This window comes from Mycobacterium tuberculosis complex sp. N0072 (assembly GCF_030323725.1).
Lineage (GTDB): Bacteria > Actinomycetota > Actinomycetes > Mycobacteriales > Mycobacteriaceae > Mycobacterium > Mycobacterium tuberculosis.
Map to the genome: position 1 here is coordinate 826554 of NZ_CP040689.1, position 22086 is coordinate 848639.

The following is a 22086-nucleotide window of genomic DNA, read 5'->3' on the forward strand; positions in this document are numbered from 1 at the left end:
GCTGGCGTACGGTGGCGCCCGTGTCACGCGACGACGTCACAATCGGCATCGATATCGGCACCACCGCCGTCAAAGCGGTGGCCGCCGACGACAACGGTCGGGTGACGGCGCGGGTACGGATTGGCCACCAGCTGGCGGTGCCGGCCCCCGACCGGCTGGAGCACGACGCCGACGAAGCGTGGCGGCGGGGACCATTGGCAGCACTGGACCGGCTGGTCGGACCCGACACCCGGGCACTGGCCGTTGCCGCGATGGTGCCATCGCTGACCGCTGTCGATCCCGCTGGCCGGCCGATCACACCCGGGCTGCTGTACGGCGACGCCAGGGGTCGGGTACCGAACGCCTCGGTGGCACGGGCGCAGTCGGTGCCGTCGGTGGGTGAGACCGCCGAGTTTCTGCGCTGGACGGCCGGCCAAGCGCCGGATGCGTCCGGGTACTGGCCGGCGCCGGCGGTGGCCAATTACGCCTTGTCGGGCGAAGCGGTCATCGACTATGCCACGGCCGTCACGACTCTCCCGTTGTTCGACGGGACGGGATGGAACGCGACCGCTTGCGCCGACTGCGGTGTGACCGTTGACCGGATGCCGCGGGTGGAGACGTTCGGAGTGGGAGTGGGGCAGGTGCGCGGCACCGGCGCGGTGCTGGCGGTCGGTGCCGTCGATGCCCTGTGCGAACAGATCGTGGCCGGCGCCGACCGCGACGGCGACGTGTTGGTGCTATGCGGCGCCACCTTGATCGTGTGGACCACCATCTCCGCGGCTCGTCAAGTGCCGGGTTTGTGGACCATCCCGCATACGGCACCGGGCAAGAGCCAGATCGGAGGGGCCAGCAACGCTGGTGGGTTGTTCCTCAACTGGGTGGATCGTGTTATTGGACCGGGCGATCCAGCGCTAGCCGATCCGCGGCGGGTGCCGGTGTGGCTGCCCTATATACGCGGCGAGCGCACCCCGTTCCATGAGCCCGATCGCCGGGCCGTGCTCGACGGTGTGGATCTCTCCCAGGACGCCGCATCGGTGCGGCGGGCCGCCTACGAGGCGTCGGGCTTCGTCGTGCGCCAGCTCATCGAGCTAAGCGGGGCGCCGGTGGCGCGCATCGTGGCGGCAGGCGGCGGCACCCGGATACAGCCTTGGATGCAGGCTATCGCCGACGCGACCGGCCGGCCGGTGGAGGTGTCCAGGGTGGCCGAAGGGGCGGCACTGGGAGCGGCTTTCCTCGGCCGCTTGGCGGCCGGATTGGAATCGTCGATCGCCGACGCTGCCCGGTGGGCCTCAACCGACCGCATTGTCGAACCCAGTGCCGACTGGGCGGGGCCGACCAAGGAACGCTATCGCCGGTTCCTGGCGCTCAGCGGCTCGAAGTTGGCCTGACGGTGGACCAAGATGCATGGCGCAAGAACTGGTGTGTCGTTCTACGCTTATGCAATGACAGATCACGACCAGACCGCGGCCCGTCGAGAGATCGCCGATGCCCTGCTCGCCGCGCTGGAACGTCGGCATGAGGTCGCAGACGCCATCGTGGAGGCCGCCAACAAGGCCGCCGCCGTCGAGGCGATCGTGAACTTGCTGGGCACCTCGCACTTGGCCGCCGAAGCGGTGATGAGCATGTCTTTCGATCAGCTCACCCAGGATGCGCGCACAAAGATCATCGCCGAGCTCGACGACCTGAACAAACAGCTGAGCTTCACCGTCAAGGAGCGTCCAGCCAGCTCTGGTGAGGGCCTGGAGCTGCGGCCGTTCTCCCCAGATGAGGACCGCGACATCTTCGCTCGACGAACCGAAGAAATGGGCGCCGCCGGCGATGGATCCGGGGGACCCGCCGGCAGCGTCGACGACGAGATCCGAGCCGCACAGAAGCGCGTCGACGACGAGGAGGCGGCTTGGTTCGTGGCTGTTGATTCCGGCGTCAAGGTCGGGATGGTGTTCGGCGAGCTTGTCCACGGCGAGGTGGACGTCCGGATCTGGATTCACCCCGATCATCGAAAAAAGGGTTACGGAACCGCGGCATTGCGCAAGTCGCGCTCGGAGATGGCCTGGGCGTTCCCGGCCGTGCCGATGGTCGCCCGCGCGCCCGCGGCCCAACCCGCCCAGCCGGGAAGTGCCGGCCGGTAGCATCCGGTTCGGTCTGGCAGGCGGTCGCCAGGCCGATCGGCGGCGAATCCGCGGCGCCAACGCTGCCGCCGGATCCCAACTGGCTTAATCAGCGTGTGTCTTGGTGTTTCTGCTTCAGTTCGGCGGAGACATAGATCACCTCGCCGAACGGGGCGTCGTCGCCGTCGATCGGCGGCAGTCCGTGTTCAGCCAGCAAGTCGGTGGTGCTCGCGCTGGCGGTTCGCCAGCCGTGGTCGGCCAGATAGGTCCGCGCGTCCGTGCGGTCGCCGAAATACACCAGGCCCGACATGTCGAGGTCGAGGCCATGGCGCCTGAACCGCTCCGCCAGGCGCCGCATGCGTCCCCGCAGTTCTTCTTCGTTGAGCCGATTGATGTCGCGCAGGACTTCGGTGGCGAACTGGCTGCCCGGTACGCTCTGGGCGGTGATCTGGTCAAGCAGCCGGTCCTGCGCCTCGGCGGACAGATAGCCCAGCAGCCCCTCGGCGATCCAGGCGGTCCGCTGCGCGTTGTCAAAGCCGGCTTTTTGCAGGGCGGTGGGCCAGTCGTCGCGCAAATCGACCGCCACGGTGCGCCGGTCGGTCGTGGGTGCCGCACCCAGGCCGGCCAGCGTCGTGGTCTTGAAGTCGATCACCTGCGGCTGATCGACTTCGAAGACGATGGTGCCGGCTGGCCAGCGCAGCCGGTAGGCGCGGGAATCCAGGCCGGAAGCCAAGATGACGGCCTGCCGAATCCCGGCTCGGGTGGCATCCAGAAAGAAGTTGTCGAAGTAGTGAGTGCGAATGGCCATCGCGTCGGCGAACCGCCGCAGGCCGTTGGCCTCGTCTTCGGCTAGCTCGTCGGGATCCAGTTCGCCACTGGCCATGCGTACGAAGAAGTCGACGCCGACCGCGCGGACCAGCGGTTCCGCGAACTGGTCGTTGACCAGCGCGCCGGGAGCCCGGCCGGCTACCGCTCGGGCCGCCGCCACCATGGTGGCCGTCAAACCCACACTGGACGCCAAGTCCCACGAATCGCCCTCAAAGCGGGCACTGCCCGTTTGCGTCATCTGTAACCCCTTCGATAGCTCGCACCGTGGCGGCCCGGAACGGGCCAGTCCATACCAGCTGTTAGTCTCTTACACGATTTGGCGCGCGACGCCGTACGTCCTGGCCTGCGGGTGTTGGGCGCGTGATGCAAGATGACCCCGGGCTGCGCAGGAGGATAGAGTGCTTTCGGCTTTCATCTCGTCGCTGCGAACAGTCGACTTGAGACGAAAGATCCTCTTCACGCTGGGCATCGTCATTCTCTACCGTGTCGGTGCCGCGCTGCCGTCCCCCGGTGTCAATTTTCCGAACGTGCAGCAGTGCATCAAAGAAGCCAGCGCGGGCGAAGCCGGACAGATCTATTCCCTGATCAACCTGTTCTCCGGCGGTGCGTTATTAAAGCTCACGGTGTTCGCGGTGGGGGTGATGCCCTACATCACCGCCAGCATCATCGTGCAGCTGCTCACCGTGGTCATCCCGAGGTTCGAGGAACTCCGGAAGGAAGGCCAGGCGGGTCAGTCGAAGATGACCCAGTACACCCGTTACCTAGCGATCGCGTTGGCTATCCTTCAAGCCACCAGCATCGTGGCGTTGGCTGCCAACGGCGGGTTGCTACAAGGTTGCTCGCTGGACATCATCGCCGACCAGAGCATTTTCACACTGGTCGTCATCGTGCTCGTGATGACGGGCGGCGCCGCGTTGGTGATGTGGATGGGCGAGTTGATCACCGAACGCGGCATCGGCAACGGCATGTCGCTGCTGATCTTCGTTGGCATCGCTGCCCGCATCCCGGCCGAAGGTCAAAGCATCCTGGAAAGCCGCGGTGGAGTCGTCTTCACCGCGGTCTGCGCGGCCGCGTTGATCATCATCGTCGGTGTGGTGTTCGTCGAACAGGGTCAGCGCCGGATTCCAGTGCAATACGCCAAGCGCATGGTGGGCCGGCGGATGTATGGCGGGACTTCGACTTATCTGCCGCTCAAGGTCAACCAGGCCGGCGTTATCCCGGTTATCTTCGCGTCGTCGCTGATCTACATTCCGCACCTGATCACCCAGCTGATTCGCAGCGGCAGCGGTGTCGTGGGAAACAGCTGGTGGGACAAATTCGTCGGCACGTACCTGTCCGACCCGAGCAACCTGGTCTACATCGGCATCTACTTCGGCCTCATCATCTTCTTCACCTACTTCTACGTGTCGATCACCTTCAACCCCGACGAACGTGCCGACGAGATGAAGAAGTTCGGCGGCTTCATTCCGGGAATTCGGCCGGGCCGTCCGACCGCAGACTATCTGCGCTATGTGCTGAGCCGGATTACCTTGCCGGGCTCGATTTACCTCGGCGTGATCGCCGTGCTGCCCAACCTGTTCCTCCAGATCGGCGCCGGTGGAACCGTGCAGAACCTGCCCTTTGGGGGTACCGCGGTGCTGATCATGATCGGTGTCGGTTTGGATACGGTCAAGCAGATCGAGAGTCAGCTCATGCAGCGCAACTACGAAGGGTTCCTCAAGTGAGAGTTTTGTTGCTGGGACCGCCCGGGGCGGGCAAGGGGACGCAGGCGGTGAAGCTGGCCGAGAAGCTCGGGATCCCGCAGATCTCCACCGGCGAACTCTTCCGGCGCAACATCGAAGAGGGCACCAAGCTCGGCGTGGAAGCCAAACGCTACTTGGATGCCGGTGACTTGGTGCCGTCCGACTTGACCAATGAACTCGTCGACGACCGGCTGAACAATCCGGACGCGGCCAACGGATTCATCTTGGATGGCTATCCACGCTCGGTCGAGCAGGCCAAGGCGCTTCACGAGATGCTCGAACGCCGGGGGACCGACATCGACGCGGTGCTGGAGTTTCGTGTGTCCGAGGAGGTGTTGTTGGAGCGACTCAAGGGGCGTGGCCGCGCCGACGACACCGACGACGTCATCCTCAACCGGATGAAGGTCTACCGCGACGAGACCGCGCCGCTGCTGGAGTACTACCGCGACCAATTGAAGACCGTCGACGCCGTCGGCACCATGGACGAGGTGTTCGCCCGTGCGTTGCGGGCTCTGGGAAAGTAGTCATGCGCCCACTGGCACGGCTGCGGGGTCGCAGGGTCGTGCCGCAGCGCAGTGCCGGCGAACTCGACGCGATGGCCGCGGCGGGCGCCGTCGTTGCCGCCGCGCTGCGGGCGATCCGTGCGGCAGCGGCTCCCGGCACATCCAGCCTGAGTCTCGACGAGATCGCCGAGTCGGTGATCCGCGAATCCGGCGCCACCCCGTCGTTTCTGGGCTATCACGGCTACCCGGCCTCGATCTGCGCGTCGATCAACGACCGGGTGGTTCATGGCATCCCGTCGACCGCCGAGGTGCTCGCGCCCGGTGATCTGGTATCCATCGACTGCGGTGCGGTGCTGGACGGTTGGCATGGCGATGCGGCGATCACTTTCGGGGTTGGCGCCCTGAGCGACGCCGACGAAGCGCTGTCGGAGGCGACAAGGGAATCGCTTCAGGCCGGCATCGCCGCGATGGTGGTCGGCAATCGGTTGACCGACGTCGCGCATGCCATCGAAACGGGTACCCGTGCCGCCGAGCTCCGTTATGGACGCTCGTTCGGGATCGTCGCCGGTTACGGGGGCCACGGCATCGGCCGCCAGATGCATATGGATCCGTTCTTGCCGAACGAGGGTGCGCCGGGGCGCGGTCCGCTGCTGGCTGCCGGCTCGGTGCTGGCCATCGAACCGATGCTGACCCTCGGTACCACCAAAACGGTGGTGCTCGACGACAAATGGACGGTCACGACCGCCGATGGGTCACGTGCGGCACACTGGGAACACACCGTGGCGGTAACCGACGACGGGCCCCGAATTCTGACGCTCGGTTAGCGCGGCTGCCGGCGCGGGCAGTGGTGAACCAAACTCTTACTCGACTCGTGTCAGTAAGCGGGAGGTGATCGCGTGGCTCGTGTGTCGGGCGCCGCGGCCGCTGAAGCCGCGTTGATGAGGGCGCTCTACGACGAGCATGCCGCCGTGTTGTGGCGTTACGCGCTGCGCTTGACCGGGGATGCGGCCCAAGCCGAAGACGTCGTCCAAGAGACGCTGTTGCGGGCGTGGCAGCATCCGGAGGTGATCGGCGACACCGCGCGGCCGGCAAGGGCGTGGTTGTTCACCGTCGCGCGCAACATGATCATCGACGAGCGGCGCAGCGCCCGGTTCCGCAATGTGGTCGGTTCGACCGACCAATCGGGCACACCCGAGCAGTCGACGCCGGACGAGGTGAACGCCGCACTGGATCGGCTGCTGATCGCCGATGCGCTGGCCCAACTGTCCGCCGAGCATAGGGCCGTGATCCAGCGGTCCTACTACCGCGGATGGTCGACCGCACAGATTGCCACCGACCTCGGAATTGCCGAAGGAACGGTGAAGTCGCGATTGCACTACGCCGTGCGCGCGTTGCGGCTCACTCTGCAGGAACTGGGAGTTACTCGATGACGGCAGAGCCCATTCGCATGGCTGCCGGCTCCGGATACGTGAGGGTGACAGGAGAGAGATGACATGACGATGCCGCTACGAGGACTTGGCCCGCCCGATGACACCGGTGTGCGCGAGGTGTCGACGGGTGATGATCACCACTACGCGATGTGGGATGCAGCTTACGTGTTGGGAGCATTGTCTGCGGCCGACCGCCGCGAATTCGAAGCGCACCTGGCCGGTTGCCCCGAATGCCGGGGGGCCGTCACCGAACTCTGCGGGGTGCCCGCCCTGCTGTCCCAGCTCGATCGTGACGAAGTGGCCGCGATTAGCGAATCCGCCCCGACTGTGGTGGCTTCGGGGCTGTCGCCGGAGTTGTTGCCGTCGTTGCTGGCGGCGGTGCACAGGCGTCGGCGCCGTACCCGGCTGATCACCTGGGTGGCCTCGTCCGCCGCTGCCGCGGTGCTGGCGATCGGTGTGCTAGTCGGTGTGCAGGGCCACTCCGCGGCACCGCAGCGGGCGGCCGTGTCGGCGCTGCCGATGGCCCAGGTCGGCACGCAGCTGTTGGCGTCCACGGTGTCGATCAGCGGCGAGCCTTGGGGGACGTTCATCAACCTGCGGTGCGTCTGCCTGGCGCCGCCGTATGCTTCCCACGACACGCTGGCCATGGTTGTGGTGGGTCGTGACGGCAGCCAGACACGGCTGGCGACTTGGTTGGCCGAACCCGGTCACACCGCGACACCCGCCGGCAGCATTTCGACACCGGTTGACCAGATCGCCGCCGTGCAAGTGGTTGCCGCCGATACCGGCCAGGTTCTGCTGCAGCGTTCGCTCTAAGACTGAGCTTTAGGCACCTGGCGCCCTGCTATTGGCACGCCCTACAAGCACCAGGTGGTCGGGCGTCGACCACCTGCTCGGAGTGGGCTGCATGATGCCGCGCATCTTCAGTCGTCGATCACCGTGGTGCTGGCCAAACACGAGTTCTCCGCTGCCACGGTGGCCGACGGGTACAGCCGCAGCGGGGCCGGGTTCGGGGTCGCGGCGGCGGCCTCCGGTGGCGGCACTTTCCTCGGTCAGAAATGCGCCGCAGCAACGGCAAGCTGAATTCCGTAAGGTTGGCCCGCGTCGACGCATGTGCGATAAGAAGGGGCGTGGCCTCAGATAATCGCGACCCCATCGCCGCAGCACGGGCCAACTGGGAGCGTTCCGGGTGGGGTGATGTGTCGCTAGGCATGGTGGCGGTGACGTCGGTGATGCGTGCGCATCAGATTCTGCTGGCCCGCGTCGAGACGGCGCTGCGCCCCTATGACCTGAGTTTCTCCCGCTTCGAGCTGCTGCGGCTGCTGGCGTTCAGCCGTATCGGAGCGCTACCGATCACCAAAGCGTCGGACCGATTGCAGGTTCACGTGACCAGCGTCACCCACGCGATCCGCCGGCTGGAGGCCGATGGATTGGTGCGGCGGGTTCCGCACCCCACCGACGGGCGGACCACACTGGTGCAGATCACCGAGCTGGGTCGCTCCACGGTCGAGGACGCCACCGTCACCCTCAACGAGCAGGTGTTCGCCAACGTTGGGATGGGCGCCGAGGAATCGCAGGCGCTGGTGTCGGCCGTCGAAACGTTGCGGCGCAACGCCGGCGACTTTTGAGGGCGGGCAGACGCATAAGCGCCCAATGTCGTGCCGAAATGGGCGCTTATGCGTCTGCTCGCGCCCGGCTTGGCGCGCAGCCGGCGACATTCCATGACCAGTTTGTGCGGGCCTTGACGCGGGCGCGGGCTCGTATGCGACCGCCGAGGCCGGCCGGCTTGCTGCTGGGCAATGGCGGGGCTCGGCGGTATCCGGCGGCGGGCAGCTAACCGGACTGCCCCGAAACCCACTGCGTGGTCAACGATTTCAGGACAAGCTGTTAGCAGGACGTGCCCGCGCTGCGCTATCCAAAAACGTCATGGGCACGCATGATGGTGAAATGCGGCGGACACCAATTCAACCGCGAAAGGCAGGACAGTGGACCCACTGATGGCTCACCAGCGCGCTCAGGACGCGTTCGCCGCGCTCCTGGCCAACGTCCGCGCTGACCAGCTCGGCGGCCCCACGCCCTGCTCGGAGTGGACGATCAACGATCTGATCGAGCACGTCGTCGGCGGCAACGAGCAGGTCGGGCGATGGGCGGCCAGCCCCATCGAGCCACCCGCCCGGCCCGATGGCCTCGTTGCCGCCCACCAAGCCGCGGCCGCGGTCGCCCACGAGATCTTCGCGGCGCCGGGCGGGATGTCCGCCACATTCAAGCTGCCGTTGGGCGAGGTTCCCGGGCAGGTGTTCATCGGGTTACGCACCACCGATGTGCTGACCCACGCGTGGGATCTTGCCGCCGCCACCGGCCAATCCACCGATCTTGATCCCGAGTTGGCCGTCGAGCGGCTCGCCGCCGCGCGTGCCTTGGTGGGGCCGCAGTTCCGCGGGCCGGGAAAGCCCTTCGCGGACGAGAAGCCTTGCCCGCGTGAGCGCCCGCCCGCCGATCAGCTGGCGGCATTTTTGGGCCGCACGGTGCGGTGAACCCGCGAATTCGGCTGCCGCGCAACGTGTGGATCACCGCGCTGCGGTCCAGGGCGCCGTGGTCGGCGGCGAATCTGGCGTAGATTTCGGCGGGGTGGCCACCTAGCGGCGCCGCCGCACCGGTCGAGGCCACCGCTTCCATGGCCAGGCCCACATCTTGATCGGCGTGGTGGCCACGCCCGGTGTGAAGTGCTGTTGGCCGTGATGTCGGATTACAGTCTCGGCGTGCCCGACGAGACAGGCCTTGGTGCTGACGCGGCGCGCGCGCGTGAAGTGGCGCTGACACAGCACATTGGGGTATCCGCGGAGACCGATCGGGCCGTCGTCCCCAAGCTGCGCCAGGCCTATGACAGCCTGGTGTGCGGTCGCCGCCGGCTTGGCGCCATTGGAGCCGAGATCGAGAACGCGGTGGCCCATCAGCGCGCGCTGGGCCTTGACACCCCGGCCGGTGCCCGTAACTTCTCCCGGTTTCTCGCCACCAAAGCACACGACATCACGCGAGTGCTGGCAGCAACCGCCGCGGAATCCCAGGCCGGCGCGGCGCGGTTGCGATCCCTGGCTTCGTCCTATCAGGCTGTGGGATTTGGCCCCAAACCCCAGGAGCCGCCTCCGGATCCAGTGCCATTTCCGCCCTACCAGCCGAAGGTGTGGGCGGCGTGCCGGGCGCGTGGCCAAGACCCGGACAAGGTCGTCAGGACGTTCCATCACGCGCCGATGAGCGCGAGATTCCGCTCGCTACCGGCCGGAGACTCCGTGTTGTACTGCGGCAATGACAAGTACGGGCTGCTGCACATTCAGGCCAAGCATGGACGCCAATGGCACGATATTGCGGATGCACGATGGCCGAGTGCAGGCAATTGGCGCTATCTCGCCGATTACGCAATCGGTGCCACACTGGCCTACCCGGAGCGAGTGGAGTACAACCAAGACAACGACACGTTCGCCGTATACCGGAGAATGTCGTTGCCAGACGGCAGATACGTTTTCACAACCCGCGTCATTATTTCGGCACGCGACGGGAAGATCATTACGGCCTTCCCGCAGACGACGTGATGCGTCGGTTGGGAACTAAGGGAAGGTGATGGCGTGACCGGGCCACCGCGAAGCTATACAGGGCGCCGGGATCTCATCGCGGAGAAGCTGGAGCCGTACTTTCAGATCAGCGCCATGCTGCCGAAGAACACCAGACCCACCTCGGAAACCGCCGAAGAGTTCTGGGACAACTCGCTGTGGTGCAGCTGGGGCGACCGAGAAACGGGATACACCCGCACCGTCACGGTTTCGATCTGCCAGGTGGCGGACGGCGAACGTGAGGCCGAAGGGGTTCGGGACATGATGCGGCTGGAGTGTCCGGCTGGGCTGGATCTACGGACACCCAACCCGGAGGCATACGAGATTACCGGTCAGCGGCCCGGAGAATTCGTGTTCGTGCTCGGCTATCTGGGGCATGTGCGGGCCATCGTGGGCAACTGTTACATCGAGATCATGCCGATGGGCACCAGGGTCGAGCTGAGCAAGTTGGCCGATGTGGCATTGGATATCGGCCGCAGTGTCGGATGCTCGGCCTACGAGAACGACTTCACGCTGCCGGATATTCCAACGCAGTGGCGCAACCAGCCGCTGGGCTGGTACACGCAGGGCCTTGCCCCCTACCTGCCGGGGCTGTCGGACCCGAAAGACGCCGCCGAGGGCTGATGGGTGTGCCGGCGACCTCTGAGGGCGAGCAGACGCATAAGCGCCCAATTTCGGGCTCTTCTGACCCTTCCGTGGGTGGAACCTTGGTCTGAGTAGGCGCACGTCGTTGTAGCTTAAGGTTGCTGGTTTGTCAAAGGTCCGAAACCAAGGGGAGCGAGCAACGACGTGCGCAATGCGAGGTTGTGGCGTGAACTGCTGGGTGTTGATAAGCGGACGGTGGCCTACGCCAGGTGTTTTCGGTCAAAGGCGAAGAAGGCAAGCAGGCACTGGATCGGTGGATCTCCTGGGCGCGGCGCTGCCGCATCCCCGTCTTCGTGGAGCTGGCCGGCGGCATCGTGCGACACCGCCAAGCCATCGACGCCGCCCTTGACCACGGCCTATGGCAAGGACTGATCGAATCCACCAACACCAAGATCCGACTCCTAACCCGGATCGCGTTCGGATTCCGCTCCCCCGAAGCACTCATCGCCTTGGCCATGCTCGCCCTCGGCGGCCGCCGCCCCGCCCTACCGGGCAGAACCAAACACCCACGGATCAGTCAGTAGAGCCGGAAAACCTGGGATTTCGCTGCCCGTTGGACGGTGCAATGCGCTTCTGTCCATGAGTCGCTGGAAGACCTGGGCATCTCGCCCGGGTTGTCCTGGCTTATTGGGCCATGACCTCTTGGGAGGTGTCACATATCGTTTGTGATCGCGGCGCCGGAGGCCATCGCGGCAGCGGCCACGGATTTGGCAAGCATCGGTTCGACGATCGGGGCGGCCAACGCCGCGGCCGCGGCCAACACGACGGCGGTGCTGGCCGCGGGCGCCGATCAGGTGTCGGTGGCCATCGCGGCGGCTTTTGGGGCGCACGGCCAGGCCTATCAGGCGCTCAGCGCGCAGGCGGCGACGTTTCATATCCAGTTTGTGCAGGCCTTGACCGCGGGCGCGGGCTCGTATGCGGCCGCCGAGGCCGCCAGCGCCGCGTCCATAACCAGTCCGCTGCTCGACGCGATCAACGCGCCCTTCCTGGCGGCGTTGGGGCGCCCGCTGATCGGTAACGGCGCCGACGGGGCGCCGGGGACCGGGGCCGCCGGCGGGGCCGGCGGATTGTTGTTCGGCAACGGCGGCGCCGGCGGCCCCGGCGCGTCCGGCGGCGCGCTGGGCTGATCGGCAACGGCGGTAACGGCGGTAAGGGCGGGCTTGGGGTCCCGCCGGGTGTCGGTGGTACCGGCGGCGCCGGGGGGCTGCTGCTCGGCCTGGATGGGTTGACGTAGGCGGCGGCCCGCAGCCCGCCGGGCTCCACGTCATCTGGCGCTGCTGGCAGACCAACGCTCCCTACGAGCCCACGCGCCACCGAGCCCTCCAGGGCCCTGCTGGCCCAACATCAACGAACGGATACCTGGGACAGGACGACTGGAAGGCGGGCAGTTGACCCATGCCGAATACCGGTGGCAGCCTGCTGCACATCGCATCCACTTCCGGGCGACCAACACGTCGAGCAGCCGCGACATCCGCGGCATGCAATGCTGGCGGCGCGACAGGTGCTAGGAGGAGTGGTTGCCCGCACCGTAGTAGTTCAGCCAGGCCGCAATGCGTTGACCGATACGCGGGTCGGTTTCCTCCGGCAGCAGCAAAACCCGAGCCTGGATCACACCCACGTCGAGCAGGCCGCTTCGGATGAGGGCGGCCACGAAAGCTTTGTCCTTCTCGCGTCCGGCGGCAAGTTTCGCCACCGCGAGGTCGTGCGGTTCCAGAAAGCGTGGTTTCGCCGGGCGCGAGGATTCGACGGTCCAACTGACCAGCCGGTCCCGCCACCCGTTAGGCAGGATCGCGGTGTCGATATGTACGCCCTCGGCATAAACGCCATTGCTGCGGTGAAAATCGGACATCTCGCCGATTGCCACGTCGACATGATCCGCTTTGTCCCGCGCCGGGTCGTTGACAAACGCGATGTCGGCCTCCTGGGAGGCGGTGGCCTGCGGCGGTAGTTCGTTTTCATCAAATGACCCCAGGATCGACTGCGACCCGAGTACCAGCACGTCCACATCGCCCACAACAGCACAGGCGCGGCGGAGGAGATGTGCAAGTTGCTGACGCGTCATTCCGTCATGGCCCGCTCGTGCTCGCGATCCCAGTGATCCTTGAACGACCGCAGCACCGCGACCCTCGTCGCCTCCGGCAGTATGCCCGCGAACGGGGAGTTCTGCCGCATCTCCCGAGCGTCCTCCGAAGGGCTGGTCAATACGTGCATGACCGCGTCGAGGCCGTCGTTAAGGACACGCTGCCACTTCGTGAAATACCACCCCGCCATGCCGTCCCGACGATGCATACCCGACCAGCGACGCAAGTTCTCTCGTGCGGCGGAGACGACCGTATCCGGTTCGGTCAACAGCGGGCTCAGCAGGGCGCGATGCAGCCACAGCGACCTTTCCTCCTCGCGGGTCAACCGGCGGCTCGTGACGCGCTCGACTTCGCTACTGGGCACCCGCCGATGGCTGCCGACGTGCACGCACACCATCTCGCCGCGGTCACACATGTTGACGACATGCTGCCGCGATACCCCGAGTATCTGCGCGGCCTCACTCGTCTTCAGCAGAGTCTCCATGTCCCAATGCTGGCTAGTAAACCCAAAAAACACAACATCGTTGCGGAGCGTGATCGCACCGGCTGACGCTAGAGCGAGGGCCCCAGTTCCGCGGCCGACAGGTGGCAGTGAGCTAGCTGCCGCGCAGCGTCTCGATCACTGCGCTGAAGTCCAAGTCGGCGTGATCGGCGGCGAACTTGGCGTAGATCTGGGCGGCGTGGCTGCCCAGTGGGGCCGCCGCACCGGTCGAGGCCACCGCTTCCATCGCCAGGCCCAACATGCCAGGTGCTGCCGACTACGGCGGTGATCCACACGGTCACGGCGGAAGCATTGGGCCGCATCGGTATTGATGCGCCGCGGATTCCTGGATCGTTGGACGTCGCCGCGCATGCGGCGATCGGGCTGCTGCCGTTGGTGGCCGGCTGCGACCGCCGACATCGGCGGCCTGTCCGCGGTGCTCGGGCCGGACGGGCTGCCCAAGTGTCTTTGTGTATGACGGCTATCCGGGTGGAGCCGGTTTCGTCGAACGCGGTTTGCACCGGCCCCGCGGCGCAGGTGGGTGACCAGTCACGCTCACCGCAGCGCGATTACGCGCACCAGGCCTTGCAACCCGATGTGCCGCGGCGCCGCGCGCGGCGGCACAGACCCCGCCGGTGTTCGGCAAAAACGGGGTCGTCGTCTTCGACGATGCGGTGTACTTGTCATCAGAATCAGTGTCTATGGTCATCGGGGGTGTCGTGGGCGCTGGCCCGCTGACTCGGGTGGGAGGTGGCACATGTCGTTCGTGCTGGCGATGCCGGAGGTGTTGGGGTCGGCGGCAACGGATCTGGCCGCTCTGGGCTCGGTGCTGGGCGCGGCCGATGCGGCCGCGGCGGCTACGACGACGGGCATCGTGGCCGCGGCCCAGGATGAGGTGTCGGCGGCGATCGCGGCGTTGTTTTCCGCCCACGGCCGGGCCTATCAGGTGGCCAGTGCGCAGGCGGCGGCGGTTCACGCCCAGTTCGTGGAGGCGTTGAGCGCGGGTGCGGGGGCCTACGCCAGCGCGGAGGCCGCCGGCGCGGCGGTGCTGGCCAACCCGGCGCAGAGCGTGCAGCAGGACCTGCTGGCCGCCGTCAATGCGCAAAGTGTCGCGCTCACGGGGCGCCCGTTGATCGGCAACGGCGCCAACGGGGCCCCGGGCACGGGGGCCAATGGTGCGCCGGGCGGGTGGTTGCTCGGTAATGGTGGGGCCGGCGGGTCCGCCGCCGCTGGCTCGGGCCTGCCCGGCGGGGCCGGCGGGGCCGCCGGGTTGTTCGGCACCGGCGGGGCTGGTGGGGCCGGCGGGAGTTCCACGGTAGGTGATGGCGGGGCCGGGGGTGCCGGTGGGTCAGGTGGCTGGTTGTTGGGCACCGGTGGGGTCGGCGGGGTCGGCGGGCTCGGGGCCGGCGCCGGTGGGGCCGGCGGGGTTGGTGGGGCCGGCGGGCTGTTGGGTGCTGGCGGGCACGGCGGCGCCGGCGGGCTCGGCGCCGTCACCGGTGGGGTCGGGGGAGCTGGCGGAGCCGGTGGGCTGCTGGCCGGGCCGGGCGGGGCCGGCGGGACCGGCGGACGTGGCTTTCTCAACGACGGTGGGGTCGGTGGGGCTGGCGGCAACGCCGGGCTGCTGTTCGGTGCCGGCGGCACCGGTGGATCCGGCGGAGCCGGCCTAGGTGGTGACGGTGGGGCCGGTGGGGCCGGCGGCAACGCCGGTGTGCTGTTCGGCAACGCCGGATCCGGGGGGACCGGCGGGTTCGGCGATACCGACGGGGGAGCCGGCGGTGCCGGCGGTGACGCCGGCTGGTTGGGCTCCGGTGGGGTCGGCGGGGCCGGCGGGTTCGGCGAAACCGGTGACGGGGGTGTCGGCGGGGCCGGCGGCAAGGCCGGGTTGCTGATCGGTAACGGCGGGGCCGGCGGCGCCGGTGGGCAAGGCGCCGTGACCGGCGGTACCGGCGGGGCCGGCGGCGACGGGGTGCTGATCGGCAACGGCGGCAACGCCGGCATCGGCGGAACCGGACCGACCGCGGGTGATACCGGCGCGGGTGGGATCAGTGGGCTGCTGCTGGGCGCCGACGGCTTCAACGCCCCGGCCAGCGCCTCTCCGCTGCACACCCTGAAACAACAGGCGCTGGCCGCGATCAACGCGCCGACCCAGACACTGACCGGGCGACCGCTGATCGGCAACGGCACCCCCGGGGCGGTCGGCAGCGGGGCCACCGGGGCCCCCGGTGGGTGGCTGCTCGGCGACGGCGGGGCCGGCGGGTCCGGCGCGGCGGGCTCGGGCGCGCCCGGCGGGGCCGGCGGGATCGGCGGAGCCAGCACCGTACTCGGCGGCACCGGCGGGGGAGGCGGGGTCGGTGGGCTGTGGGGCGCCGGTGGGGCCGGCGGGGCCGGTGGAACCGGCCTTGTTGGTGGCGACGGCGGGGCCGGTGGGGCCGGCGGGACCGGCGGACTGCTGGCCGGGCTGATCGGTGCCGGCGGAGGTCACGGCGGGACCGGCGGGCTCAGCACTAATGGCGACGGCGGGGTTGGCGGGGCCGGCGGGAATGCCGGAATGCTCGCCGGGCCGGGCGGCGCCGGCGGAGCCGGCGGTGACGGCGAAAACCTGGACACCGGTGGGGACGGCGGGGCCGGCGGTAGCGCAGGGCTGCTGTTCGGCAGCGGCGGCGCCGGCGGCGCCGGCGGATTTGGTTTCCTCGGTGGGGACGGCGGGGCCGGTGGCAACGCCGGGCTGCTGTTGTCCAGCGGCGGGGCCGGCGGGTTCGGCGGGTTCGGCACCGCCGGTGGGGTCGGTGGGGCCGGCGGCAATGCCGGCTGGCTGGGCTTCGGCGGGGCCGGGGGCATCGGCGGAATCGGCGGTAACGCTAACGGGGGCGCCGGTGGGAACGGCGGCACCGGCGGTCAGTTATGGGGTAGCGGCGGCGCCGGCGGCGAAGGCGGCGCAGCCTTAAGCGTCGGCGACACCGGCGGGGCCGGTGGCGTCGGCGGCAGCGCCGGGCTGATCGGCACCGGCGGCAACGGCGGCAACGGCGGCACCGGCGCCAACGCCGGCAGCCCCGGAACCGGCGGCGCCGGCGGGTTGCTGCTGGGCCAAAACGGGCTCAACGGGTTGCCGTAGCCGGGCGGCACGGCATGGCTTCCGGGCGTCAACCACTCGCCGGTGATGCAGATCGGCTGCGGAGCGGGCCGCCAAAATGGGGGCCGCCGCGCCAGGTATCTCGGCGAAGATCCCCGGCGCTCGAGCGCTTTGTCAGAGGCCCGTCGCGGGTCGTCGTGACGACGGCTATCCGGGCGGTGCGGGTTTCGCGGCGCGCCCTGTGCCCGGCACCGCCGCCCGTTTGTCGGCAACGCCGCCGCGACCCGTGAGCCGTCCAGCAGCTGGCGCCTGCGAAACGTGTGGAAGCGCTGCATGCGGTGCCGGATCGCGATATCGTTGATTTCTGCAATTAATTCCTACCCGTACGGGTGTGTCGCTGGTAGTCGGGCACCAGGCCGTGAGGGGTTGGGAGGCATGCGATGTCATGGGTGATGGTTTCGCCGGAGCTGGTGGTGGCGGCGGCAGCGGATTTGGCGGGGATCGGGTCGGCGATTAGCTCGGCTAATGCGGCGGCGGCCGTCAACACGACGGGATTGTTGACCGCGGGTGCCGATGAGGTGTCGACAGCGATTGCGGCGTTGTTCGGTGCCCAAGGCCAGGCCTACCAGGCGGCGAGCGCACAGGCGGCGGCGTTTTACGCCCAGTTCGTGCAGGCCCTGAGCGCCGGCGGAGGCGCGTATGCGGCCGCCGAGGCCGCCGCCGTGTCGCCGCTGCTGGCCCCGATCAACGCGCAATTCGTGGCGGCCACCGGGCGCCCGCTGATCGGCAACGGCGCCAACGGCGCCCCCGGGACCGGAGCCAACGGCGGGCCCGGCGGGTGGTTGATCGGCAACGGCGGCGCCGGCGGGTCTGGCGCCCCCGGCGCTGGGGCCGGCGGTAACGGCGGGGCCGGCGGGCTGTTCGGCAGCGGCGGGGCCGGCGGGGCCGGCGGAAACGCCTTCGGCGCTGGCGAGGTCGGCGGGGCCGGCGGGGCCGGCGGGAACGCCATGCTGTTCGGCGCCGGCGGGGCCGGCGGGGCCGGCGGGGCCTCCACCGACGTCGCCGGCGGGGCCGGTGGGGCGGGCGGGGCCGGCGGAAACGCCGGCATGCTGTTCGGCGCCGCCGGGGTCGGCGGCGTCGGCGGATTCTCGAACGGCGGTGCCACCGGCGGGGCAGGCGGGGCCGGCGGGGCCGGCGGGCTGTTCACCACCGGCGGCGTCGGCGGGGCCGGCGGGGCAGGCGGGGACGGCGGGGACGGCGGGGCCGGCGGGGCCGGAGGGTTGTTCGGTGCCGGCGGCACCGGCGGGGCCGGCGGATTCGGAACCGCCGTTCTGGCTGGCACCGGTGGGGCCGGCGGGCCCGGCGGGGCGGGCGGGCTGTTTGGCGCCGGAGGGGAAGGCGGCAGCGGCGGGTCGGGCAACCTCACTGGCGGGGCCGGCGGGGCCGGCGGCAACGCCGGGACGCTCGCCACTGGTGATGGCGGGGCCGGCGGGACCGGCGGCGCTAGTCGCAGCGGCGGATTCGGCGGGGCCGGCGGAGCCGGCGGCGACGCCGGCATGTTCTTCGGCTCCGGTGGCTCCGGCGGCGCCGGCGGGGCCGGCGGCTCCGGCGGGTTTGGCCTCCCCAGCGGGGGGAAAGGGGGGGCCGGCGGCGACGCCGGCATGCTCTTCGGCTCCGGCGGCTCCGGCGGCGCCGGCGGCATTAGTAGAAGCGTCGGGGACGGCGCCGCCGGCGGGGCCGGCGGGGCCCCCGGGCTGATCGGCAACGGCGGCAACGGCGGCAACGGCGGCGCGAGCACCGGCGGCGGGGACGGTGGGCCCGGCGGGGCCGGCGGCACCGGCGTGTTGATCGGCAACGGCGGCAACGGCGGCAGCGGCGGGACCGGCGCGACCCTGGGCAAGGCCGGCATCGGCGGTACCGGGGGGGTGCTGTTGGGCCTGGACGGCTTTACGGCCCCCGCCAGCACCTCGCCCCTGCACACCCTGCAGCAGGACGTGATCAATATGGTGAACGACCCCTTCCAGACGCTCACCGGGCGTCCGCTGATCGGCAACGGCGCCAACGGCACTCCGGGGACCGGGGCTGACGGCGGAGCCGGCGGCTGGTTGTTCGGCAACGGCGGAAACGGCGGGCAGGGAACGATCGGCGGCGTCAACGGCGGGGCCGGCGGGGCCGGCGGGGCCGGCGGGATCTTGTTCGGCACCGGCGGCACCGGGGGCAGCGGCGGGCCCGGCGCCACCGGCCTCGGCGGGATTGGCGGGGCCGGCGGAGCCGCCTTGCTCTTCGGCTCCGGCGGGGCCGGCGGAAGCGGTGGTGCCGGCGCGGTCGGTGGCAATGGCGGGGCCGGCGGCAACGCCGGTGCGCTCTTGGGCGCCGCCGGGGCCGGCGGGGCCGGTGGTGCCGGCGCGGTCGGTGGCAATGGCGGGGCCGGCGGTAACGGCGGGCTGTTCGCCAACGGGGGAGCCGGCGGGCCCGGTGGGTTTGGCAGCCCCGCTGGGGCTGGCGGGATCGGCGGGGCAGGTGGGAACGGCGGGCTGTTCGGCGCCGGCGGGACCGGCGGGGCCGGCGGGGGAAGCACCCTCGCCGGCGGCGCCGGCGGGGCGGGCGGCAACGGCGGGCTGTTCGGCGCCGGCGGCACCGGCGGCGCCGGCAGCCATAGCACCGCCGCCGGAGTTTCCGGAGGGGCCGGCGGGGCCGGCGGCGACGCCGGCTTGCTCTCCCTCGGCGCCTCCGGCGGGGCCGGCGGCAGCGGCGGTTCCAGCCTGACCGCCGCCGGCGTGGTCGGCGGCATCGGCGGCGCCGGAGGCTTGCTCTTCGGCTCCGGCGGCGCCGGCGGGAGCGGCGGGTTCAGCAACTCTGGCAACGGCGGGGCCGGCGGGGCCGGCGGCGACGCGGGTTTGCTCGTCGGCTCCGGCGGGGCCGGCGGGGCCGGCGCCTCCGCCACCGGCGCCGCCACCGGCGGGGACGGCGGGGCCGGCGGCAAGTCCGGAGCGTTCGGTCTCGGAGGTGACGGCGGCGCCGGCGGCGCCACCGGTTTGTCCGGTGCTTTCCACATCGGCGGCAAGGGCGGCGTCGGCGGCAGCGCCGTGCTGATCGGCAACGGCGGCAACGGCGGCAACGGCGGTAACAGCGGTAACGCCGGGAAATCCGGGGGTGCACCCGGCCCCAGCGGCGCCGGCGGCGCCGGCGGGCTGCTGCTCGGTGAGAACGGGCTGAACGGCTTGATGTAGCCGGCGGGCCTGCGACCGCGCGCGGCGTTGACAGCATCGCTTCGGCCGCTCGACCGCAGACGATGCTGTTGATGCGTTACCGTGTGCATCATGCGCACCACGGTGTCAATCTCCGATGAAATACTCGCTGCCGCCAAACGCCGGGCCCGCGAGCGTGGTCAATCGCTGGGCGCTGTGATCGAGGACGCCCTTCGGCGGGAGTTCGCCGCCGCCCACGTCGGCGGCGCCCGCCCGACCGTCCCGGTTTTCGACGGCGGCACCGGTCCGCGGCGAGGCATCGACCTGACCTCGAATAGAGCGTTGTCCGAAGTGCTCGACGAGGGCCTGGAACTGAACTCCCGGAAGTAACCCCCAATAGGCGCAGAACGGCAATGTTCCTTCTCGACGCCAACGTGCTGCTGGCTGCACACCGCGGTGACCACCCGAATCACCGAACCGTCCGCCCCTGGTTCGATCGACTGCTCGCGGCTGACGACCCCTTCACAGTGCCGAACCTGGTATGGGCGTCGTTCCTCCGGCTGGCAACGAATCGACGCATCTTCGAGATTCCGTCACCGCGAGCAGAGGCATTCGCATTCGTCGAAGCCGTCACCGCCCAGCCCCATCACCTTCCGACGAACCCCGGTCCCAGACACCTGGTGCTGCTGCGAAAACTCTGCGACGAGGCCGACGCATCGGGCGACTTGATACCTGACGCGGTACTCGCGGCCATAGCAGTGGGGCATCACTGCGCCGTGGTGAGCCTGGACAGGGATTTCGCCCGGTTTGCCTCGGTGCGCCACATTCGCCCGCCGCTCTAGCGAGCGGTCCTCAAGTACAGTCGGCGACCGGACAAACCGCTGCGCCAGACGATTCACCGTCCTCGCGTCAATTCGAGCAGCTACGGCCGAAAGCCAAGGGCCTTCTTCGTCGGGGTGAAAAAGTTCAGACGCAGCGACACCAGCTGCCACAGCTGGTTGAGCAACTCCAGTTCCTCGGTGCTGTCGTAGCGCCAGTGGAACGCGTGTTTGCGCACCACACGGTTGTTCTTTCGACTCCACGTGCGCCTGGTCGTTCGTCTGGTACACCAGGCTACCGGGCTATCGGATTCGGCCCCAAACCTCAGGAGCCGCCTCCGGATCCGGTGCCGTTTCCGCCCTACCAGCCGAAGGTGTGGGACTAAACTATCTAGGGCAAGTGCGGGCCATAGTGGGCGACTGCGTCATCCACATCATGCCGATGGGCACCGGGGTCGAGCTGAGCAAGTTGGCCGATCTGGCATTGGATATCGGCCGCAGTGTCGGATGCTCGGCCTACGAGAACGACTTCACGCTGCCGGACATTCCAACGCAGTGGCGCAACCAGCCGCTGGGCTGGTACACGCAAGGCCTTGCCCCCTACCTGCCGGGGCTGTCGGACCCGAAAGACGCCGCCGAGGGCTGATGGGTGTGCCGGCGACCTCTGAGGGCGAGCAGACGCATAAGCGCCCAATTTCGTGTCGAAATGGGCGCTTATGCGTCTGCTCGCGCGCGCAACGTGTGGATCACCGCGCTGAAGTCCAGGTCGGCGTGGTCGGCGGCGAATTTGGCGTAGATGTCGGCGGCGTGGCTGCCCAGCGGGGCCGTCGCACCGGTGGCGGCCACCGCATCCATCGCCAGGCCCAGGTCCTTGTTCATCAACGCGGTCGAAAACCCGGGCTTGAAGTCGTTGTTGGCCGGTGAGGTGGGCACCGGGCCCGGCACCGGGCAATTGGTGTGCACCGCCCAGCAATTGCCGGTCGCGCCGGTGATGACGTCGAACAACGATTGTGCGGACAGCCCGAGCTTCTCGGCCAGCACGAACGCCTCGGCGATCGCGATCTGCTGCACCGCCAGCACCATGTTGTTGCACACCTTGGCGGCCTGTCCGGCACCGGCGGCGCCGCAGTGAATGATCTTGCCCGCCATGGGCTCTAGTACCGGGCGTGCCCGCCGTAGCGTGGACTCGTCGCCGCCGACCATGAATGCCAGCGTCGCGGCGGCGGCGCCCTTCACCCCGCCGGAGACCGGCGCATCCAGTTGGAGCATGCCGTGCGATTCGGCCAGCGCGTGCACCTCACGGGCATCGGTGACCGAGATCGTGGAGCTGTCGATGAACAGCGTTGCCGGACGCGCGGCGGCCAGCACGTCGGTGTAGCAGCGCCGGACCACCTCGCCGGTGGGCAGCATGGTGATGACCACGTCGGCCTCGGCCACCGCTTCGGGCGCGCTACGAAACACCGCGACACCGTGCGCGGCGGCGCCGGACGCCGCCGTGGGTGCCGGGTCGAATCCACGCACGACGTGGCCCGCACCAACCAGATTCGCCGACATCGGCGCACCCATGTTGCCCAAACCTAGGAAGGCGATGGTCGTCATCTGAGCCTC

Annotated in this window: 22 protein-coding genes and 6 pseudogenes; 21 read left to right on the forward strand and 7 right to left on the reverse strand. The window is 69.3% G+C overall.

What is annotated here, in order from left to right:
* The first annotated feature begins 20 nt into the window (after nt 1–20).
* Nucleotides 21–1367, forward strand: a complete 1347-nt coding sequence (locus FF952_RS03860) for a xylulokinase (RefSeq protein ID WP_003403701.1) — start codon at nt 21–23, stop codon at nt 1365–1367.
* Nucleotides 1368–1421: 54 nt separating this feature from the next.
* Nucleotides 1422–2108 (forward strand): GNAT family N-acetyltransferase, encoded by a 687-nt coding sequence (locus FF952_RS03865; RefSeq protein WP_009935961.1) that lies wholly within the window; start codon nt 1422–1424, stop codon nt 2106–2108.
* Between the two features lie 88 nt (nt 2109–2196).
* Here the strand turns inward: FF952_RS03865 and FF952_RS03870 are convergent, their stop codons facing one another.
* Nucleotides 2197–3153 carry a class I SAM-dependent methyltransferase gene (locus tag FF952_RS03870; protein WP_003403717.1) on the reverse strand — a complete coding sequence of 319 codons (957 nt, stop codon included), beginning with the start codon at nt 3151–3153 and terminating at the stop codon, nt 2197–2199.
* A gap of 160 nt (nt 3154–3313) precedes the next feature.
* On the opposite strand from FF952_RS03870, the gene secY reads away from it, so the two are divergent.
* The 9 genes from secY (at nt 3314) to FF952_RS03915 (ending at nt 9124) form a co-directional block, all read left to right on the forward strand.
* Complete coding sequence (secY, locus tag FF952_RS03875; RefSeq protein WP_003403723.1) at nt 3314–4639, forward strand: preprotein translocase subunit SecY; 1326 nt, start codon at nt 3314–3316, stop codon at nt 4637–4639.
* The gene (locus FF952_RS03880) at nt 4636–5181 is read left to right on the forward strand and encodes an adenylate kinase (protein WP_003403726.1); all 546 of its coding nucleotides are present in this window, start codon (nt 4636–4638) and stop codon (nt 5179–5181) included. Before secY ends, FF952_RS03880 begins: the two co-directional genes overlap by 4 nt.
* 2 nt (nt 5182–5183) lie before the next feature.
* Nucleotides 5184–5984: a type I methionyl aminopeptidase gene (map, locus tag FF952_RS03885; protein WP_003403728.1), complete on the forward strand. Its 801-nt coding sequence runs from the start codon at nt 5184–5186 to the stop codon at nt 5982–5984.
* A 72-nt stretch (nt 5985–6056) separates the two neighbouring features.
* On the forward strand, nt 6057–6590 hold the full coding sequence (sigL, locus tag FF952_RS03890; protein WP_003403731.1) for a sigma-70 family RNA polymerase sigma factor SigL: 534 nt from the start codon (nt 6057–6059) through the stop codon (nt 6588–6590).
* A 63-nt stretch (nt 6591–6653) separates the two neighbouring features.
* Nucleotides 6654–7406 (forward strand): anti-sigma-L factor RslA, encoded by a 753-nt coding sequence (gene rslA / locus FF952_RS03895; protein ID WP_003403733.1) that lies wholly within the window; start codon nt 6654–6656, stop codon nt 7404–7406.
* 54 nt (nt 7407–7460) lie between these two features.
* Nucleotides 7461–7673 carry a thiamine pyrophosphate-binding protein gene (locus tag FF952_RS03900; protein ID WP_003898567.1) on the forward strand — a complete coding sequence of 71 codons (213 nt, stop codon included), beginning with the start codon at nt 7461–7463 and terminating at the stop codon, nt 7671–7673.
* A gap of 47 nt (nt 7674–7720) precedes the next feature.
* Nucleotides 7721–8218 (forward strand): MarR family transcriptional regulator, encoded by a 498-nt coding sequence (locus FF952_RS03905; RefSeq protein WP_003403738.1) that lies wholly within the window; start codon nt 7721–7723, stop codon nt 8216–8218.
* Nucleotides 8215–8427, forward strand: a complete 213-nt coding sequence (locus FF952_RS03910) for a PE domain-containing protein (protein WP_003907471.1) — start codon at nt 8215–8217, stop codon at nt 8425–8427. The genes FF952_RS03905 and FF952_RS03910 overlap by 4 nt, the downstream gene beginning before the upstream one ends.
* A 148-nt stretch (nt 8428–8575) precedes the next feature.
* A complete protein-coding gene (locus tag FF952_RS03915; protein ID WP_003403741.1) occupies nt 8576–9124 on the forward strand; it encodes a TIGR03086 family metal-binding protein in 549 nt (182 codons plus the stop codon).
* A gap of 19 nt (nt 9125–9143) precedes the next feature.
* On the opposite strand, the pseudogene FF952_RS03920 reads toward FF952_RS03915, so the two are convergent.
* A pseudogene (locus FF952_RS03920) lies at nt 9144–9287 on the reverse strand (3-hydroxyisobutyrate dehydrogenase); the annotation flags it as partial.
* Between the two features lie 81 nt (nt 9288–9368).
* Between FF952_RS03920 and FF952_RS03925 the strand changes: the two are divergent.
* The 4 genes and pseudogenes from FF952_RS03925 (at nt 9369) to FF952_RS03940 (ending at nt 12074) form a co-directional block, all read left to right on the forward strand.
* A pseudogene (locus FF952_RS03925) lies at nt 9369–10177 on the forward strand (DUF4226 domain-containing protein).
* Nucleotides 10178–10264: 87 nt separating this feature from the next.
* Nucleotides 10265–10819 carry a DUF7956 family protein gene (locus FF952_RS03930; protein ID WP_465249759.1) on the forward strand — a complete coding sequence of 185 codons (555 nt, stop codon included), beginning with the start codon at nt 10265–10267 and terminating at the stop codon, nt 10817–10819.
* Nucleotides 10820–11040: 221 nt separating this feature from the next.
* A pseudogene (locus FF952_RS03935) lies at nt 11041–11364 on the forward strand (transposase); the annotation flags it as partial.
* Between the two features lie 132 nt (nt 11365–11496).
* Nucleotides 11497–12074 (forward strand): annotated as a pseudogene (locus FF952_RS03940) (PE family protein).
* Between the two features lie 270 nt (nt 12075–12344).
* Here the strand turns inward: FF952_RS03940 and FF952_RS03945 are convergent.
* The 3 genes and pseudogenes from FF952_RS03945 to FF952_RS03955 all read right to left on the reverse strand — a co-directional run.
* Nucleotides 12345–12902, reverse strand: a complete 558-nt coding sequence (locus tag FF952_RS03945; RefSeq protein ID WP_003403820.1) for a DUF6036 family nucleotidyltransferase — start codon at nt 12900–12902, stop codon at nt 12345–12347.
* Nucleotides 12899–13405: a helix-turn-helix domain-containing protein gene (locus FF952_RS03950; protein ID WP_003403827.1), complete on the reverse strand. Its 507-nt coding sequence runs from the start codon at nt 13403–13405 to the stop codon at nt 12899–12901. Before FF952_RS03950 ends, FF952_RS03945 begins: the two co-directional genes overlap by 4 nt.
* 112 nt (nt 13406–13517) lie before the next feature.
* Nucleotides 13518–13661 (reverse strand): annotated as a pseudogene (locus FF952_RS03955) (3-hydroxyisobutyryl-CoA hydrolase); the annotation flags it as partial.
* Between the two features lie 11 nt (nt 13662–13672).
* Between FF952_RS03955 and FF952_RS03960 the strand changes: the two are divergent.
* The 5 genes and pseudogenes from FF952_RS03960 to FF952_RS03980 form a co-directional block, all read left to right on the forward strand.
* A pseudogene (locus FF952_RS03960) lies at nt 13673–13932 on the forward strand (Zn-binding domain-containing protein); the annotation flags it as partial.
* A 227-nt stretch (nt 13933–14159) separates the two neighbouring features.
* Nucleotides 14160–16514 carry a PE family protein gene (locus FF952_RS03965; protein ID WP_031653735.1) on the forward strand — a complete coding sequence of 785 codons (2355 nt, stop codon included), beginning with the start codon at nt 14160–14162 and terminating at the stop codon, nt 16512–16514.
* A 398-nt stretch (nt 16515–16912) separates the two neighbouring features.
* Entirely contained in the window at nt 16913–19702 is a 2790-nt protein-coding gene (locus tag FF952_RS03970) for a PE family protein (RefSeq protein ID WP_031653738.1), read from the forward strand.
* 90 nt (nt 19703–19792) lie between these two features.
* Nucleotides 19793–20050 (forward strand): ribbon-helix-helix protein, CopG family, encoded by a 258-nt coding sequence (locus tag FF952_RS03975; protein ID WP_003403834.1) that lies wholly within the window; start codon nt 19793–19795, stop codon nt 20048–20050.
* Between the two features lie 23 nt (nt 20051–20073).
* Nucleotides 20074–20502, forward strand: coding sequence for a type II toxin-antitoxin system VapC family toxin (locus FF952_RS03980; protein WP_003903160.1), 429 nt, complete (start codon nt 20074–20076; stop codon nt 20500–20502).
* 80 nt (nt 20503–20582) lie between these two features.
* Here the strand turns inward: FF952_RS03980 and FF952_RS03985 are convergent, their stop codons facing one another.
* A complete protein-coding gene (locus tag FF952_RS03985; RefSeq protein ID WP_003403839.1) occupies nt 20583–20720 on the reverse strand; it encodes a hypothetical protein in 138 nt (45 codons plus the stop codon).
* Between the two features lie 158 nt (nt 20721–20878).
* Here FF952_RS03985 and FF952_RS03990 point away from each other — a divergent pair, with 158 nt between their 5' ends.
* Nucleotides 20879–21124, forward strand: a complete 246-nt coding sequence (locus FF952_RS03990; protein WP_003403841.1) for a DUF7956 family protein — start codon at nt 20879–20881, stop codon at nt 21122–21124.
* A gap of 68 nt (nt 21125–21192) precedes the next feature.
* On the opposite strand, the gene mmsB is transcribed toward FF952_RS03990, so the two are convergent.
* Nucleotides 21193–22077: a 3-hydroxyisobutyrate dehydrogenase gene (gene mmsB / locus FF952_RS03995; protein ID WP_003403844.1), complete on the reverse strand. Its 885-nt coding sequence runs from the start codon at nt 22075–22077 to the stop codon at nt 21193–21195.
* Nucleotides 22078–22086 lie beyond the last annotated feature (9 nt).

Excerpts from the sequence above, each read along its gene's own strand:
- FF952_RS03865 (WP_009935961.1), top strand. The coding sequence starts at position 1,422 with ATGACAGATCACGACCAGACCGCGGCCCGTCGAGAGATCGCCGATGCC.
- FF952_RS03870 (WP_003403717.1), bottom strand. The coding sequence starts at position 3,153 with ATGACGCAAACGGGCAGTGCCCGCTTTGAGGGCGATTCGTGGGACTTG.
- map (WP_003403728.1), top strand. The coding sequence starts at position 5,184 with ATGCGCCCACTGGCACGGCTGCGGGGTCGCAGGGTCGTGCCGCAGCGC.
- rslA (WP_003403733.1), top strand. The coding sequence starts at position 6,654 with ATGACGATGCCGCTACGAGGACTTGGCCCGCCCGATGACACCGGTGTG.
- FF952_RS03945 (WP_003403820.1), bottom strand. The coding sequence starts at position 12,902 with ATGACGCGTCAGCAACTTGCACATCTCCTCCGCCGCGCCTGTGCTGTT.
- FF952_RS03950 (WP_003403827.1), bottom strand. The coding sequence starts at position 13,405 with ATGGAGACTCTGCTGAAGACGAGTGAGGCCGCGCAGATACTCGGGGTA.
- FF952_RS03965 (WP_031653735.1), top strand. The coding sequence starts at position 14,160 with ATGTCGTTCGTGCTGGCGATGCCGGAGGTGTTGGGGTCGGCGGCAACG.
- FF952_RS03970 (WP_031653738.1), top strand. The coding sequence starts at position 16,913 with ATGTCATGGGTGATGGTTTCGCCGGAGCTGGTGGTGGCGGCGGCAGCG.
- FF952_RS03975 (WP_003403834.1), top strand. The coding sequence starts at position 19,793 with ATGCGCACCACGGTGTCAATCTCCGATGAAATACTCGCTGCCGCCAAA.
- FF952_RS03980 (WP_003903160.1), top strand. The coding sequence starts at position 20,074 with ATGTTCCTTCTCGACGCCAACGTGCTGCTGGCTGCACACCGCGGTGAC.
- mmsB (WP_003403844.1), bottom strand. The coding sequence starts at position 22,077 with ATGACGACCATCGCCTTCCTAGGTTTGGGCAACATGGGTGCGCCGATG.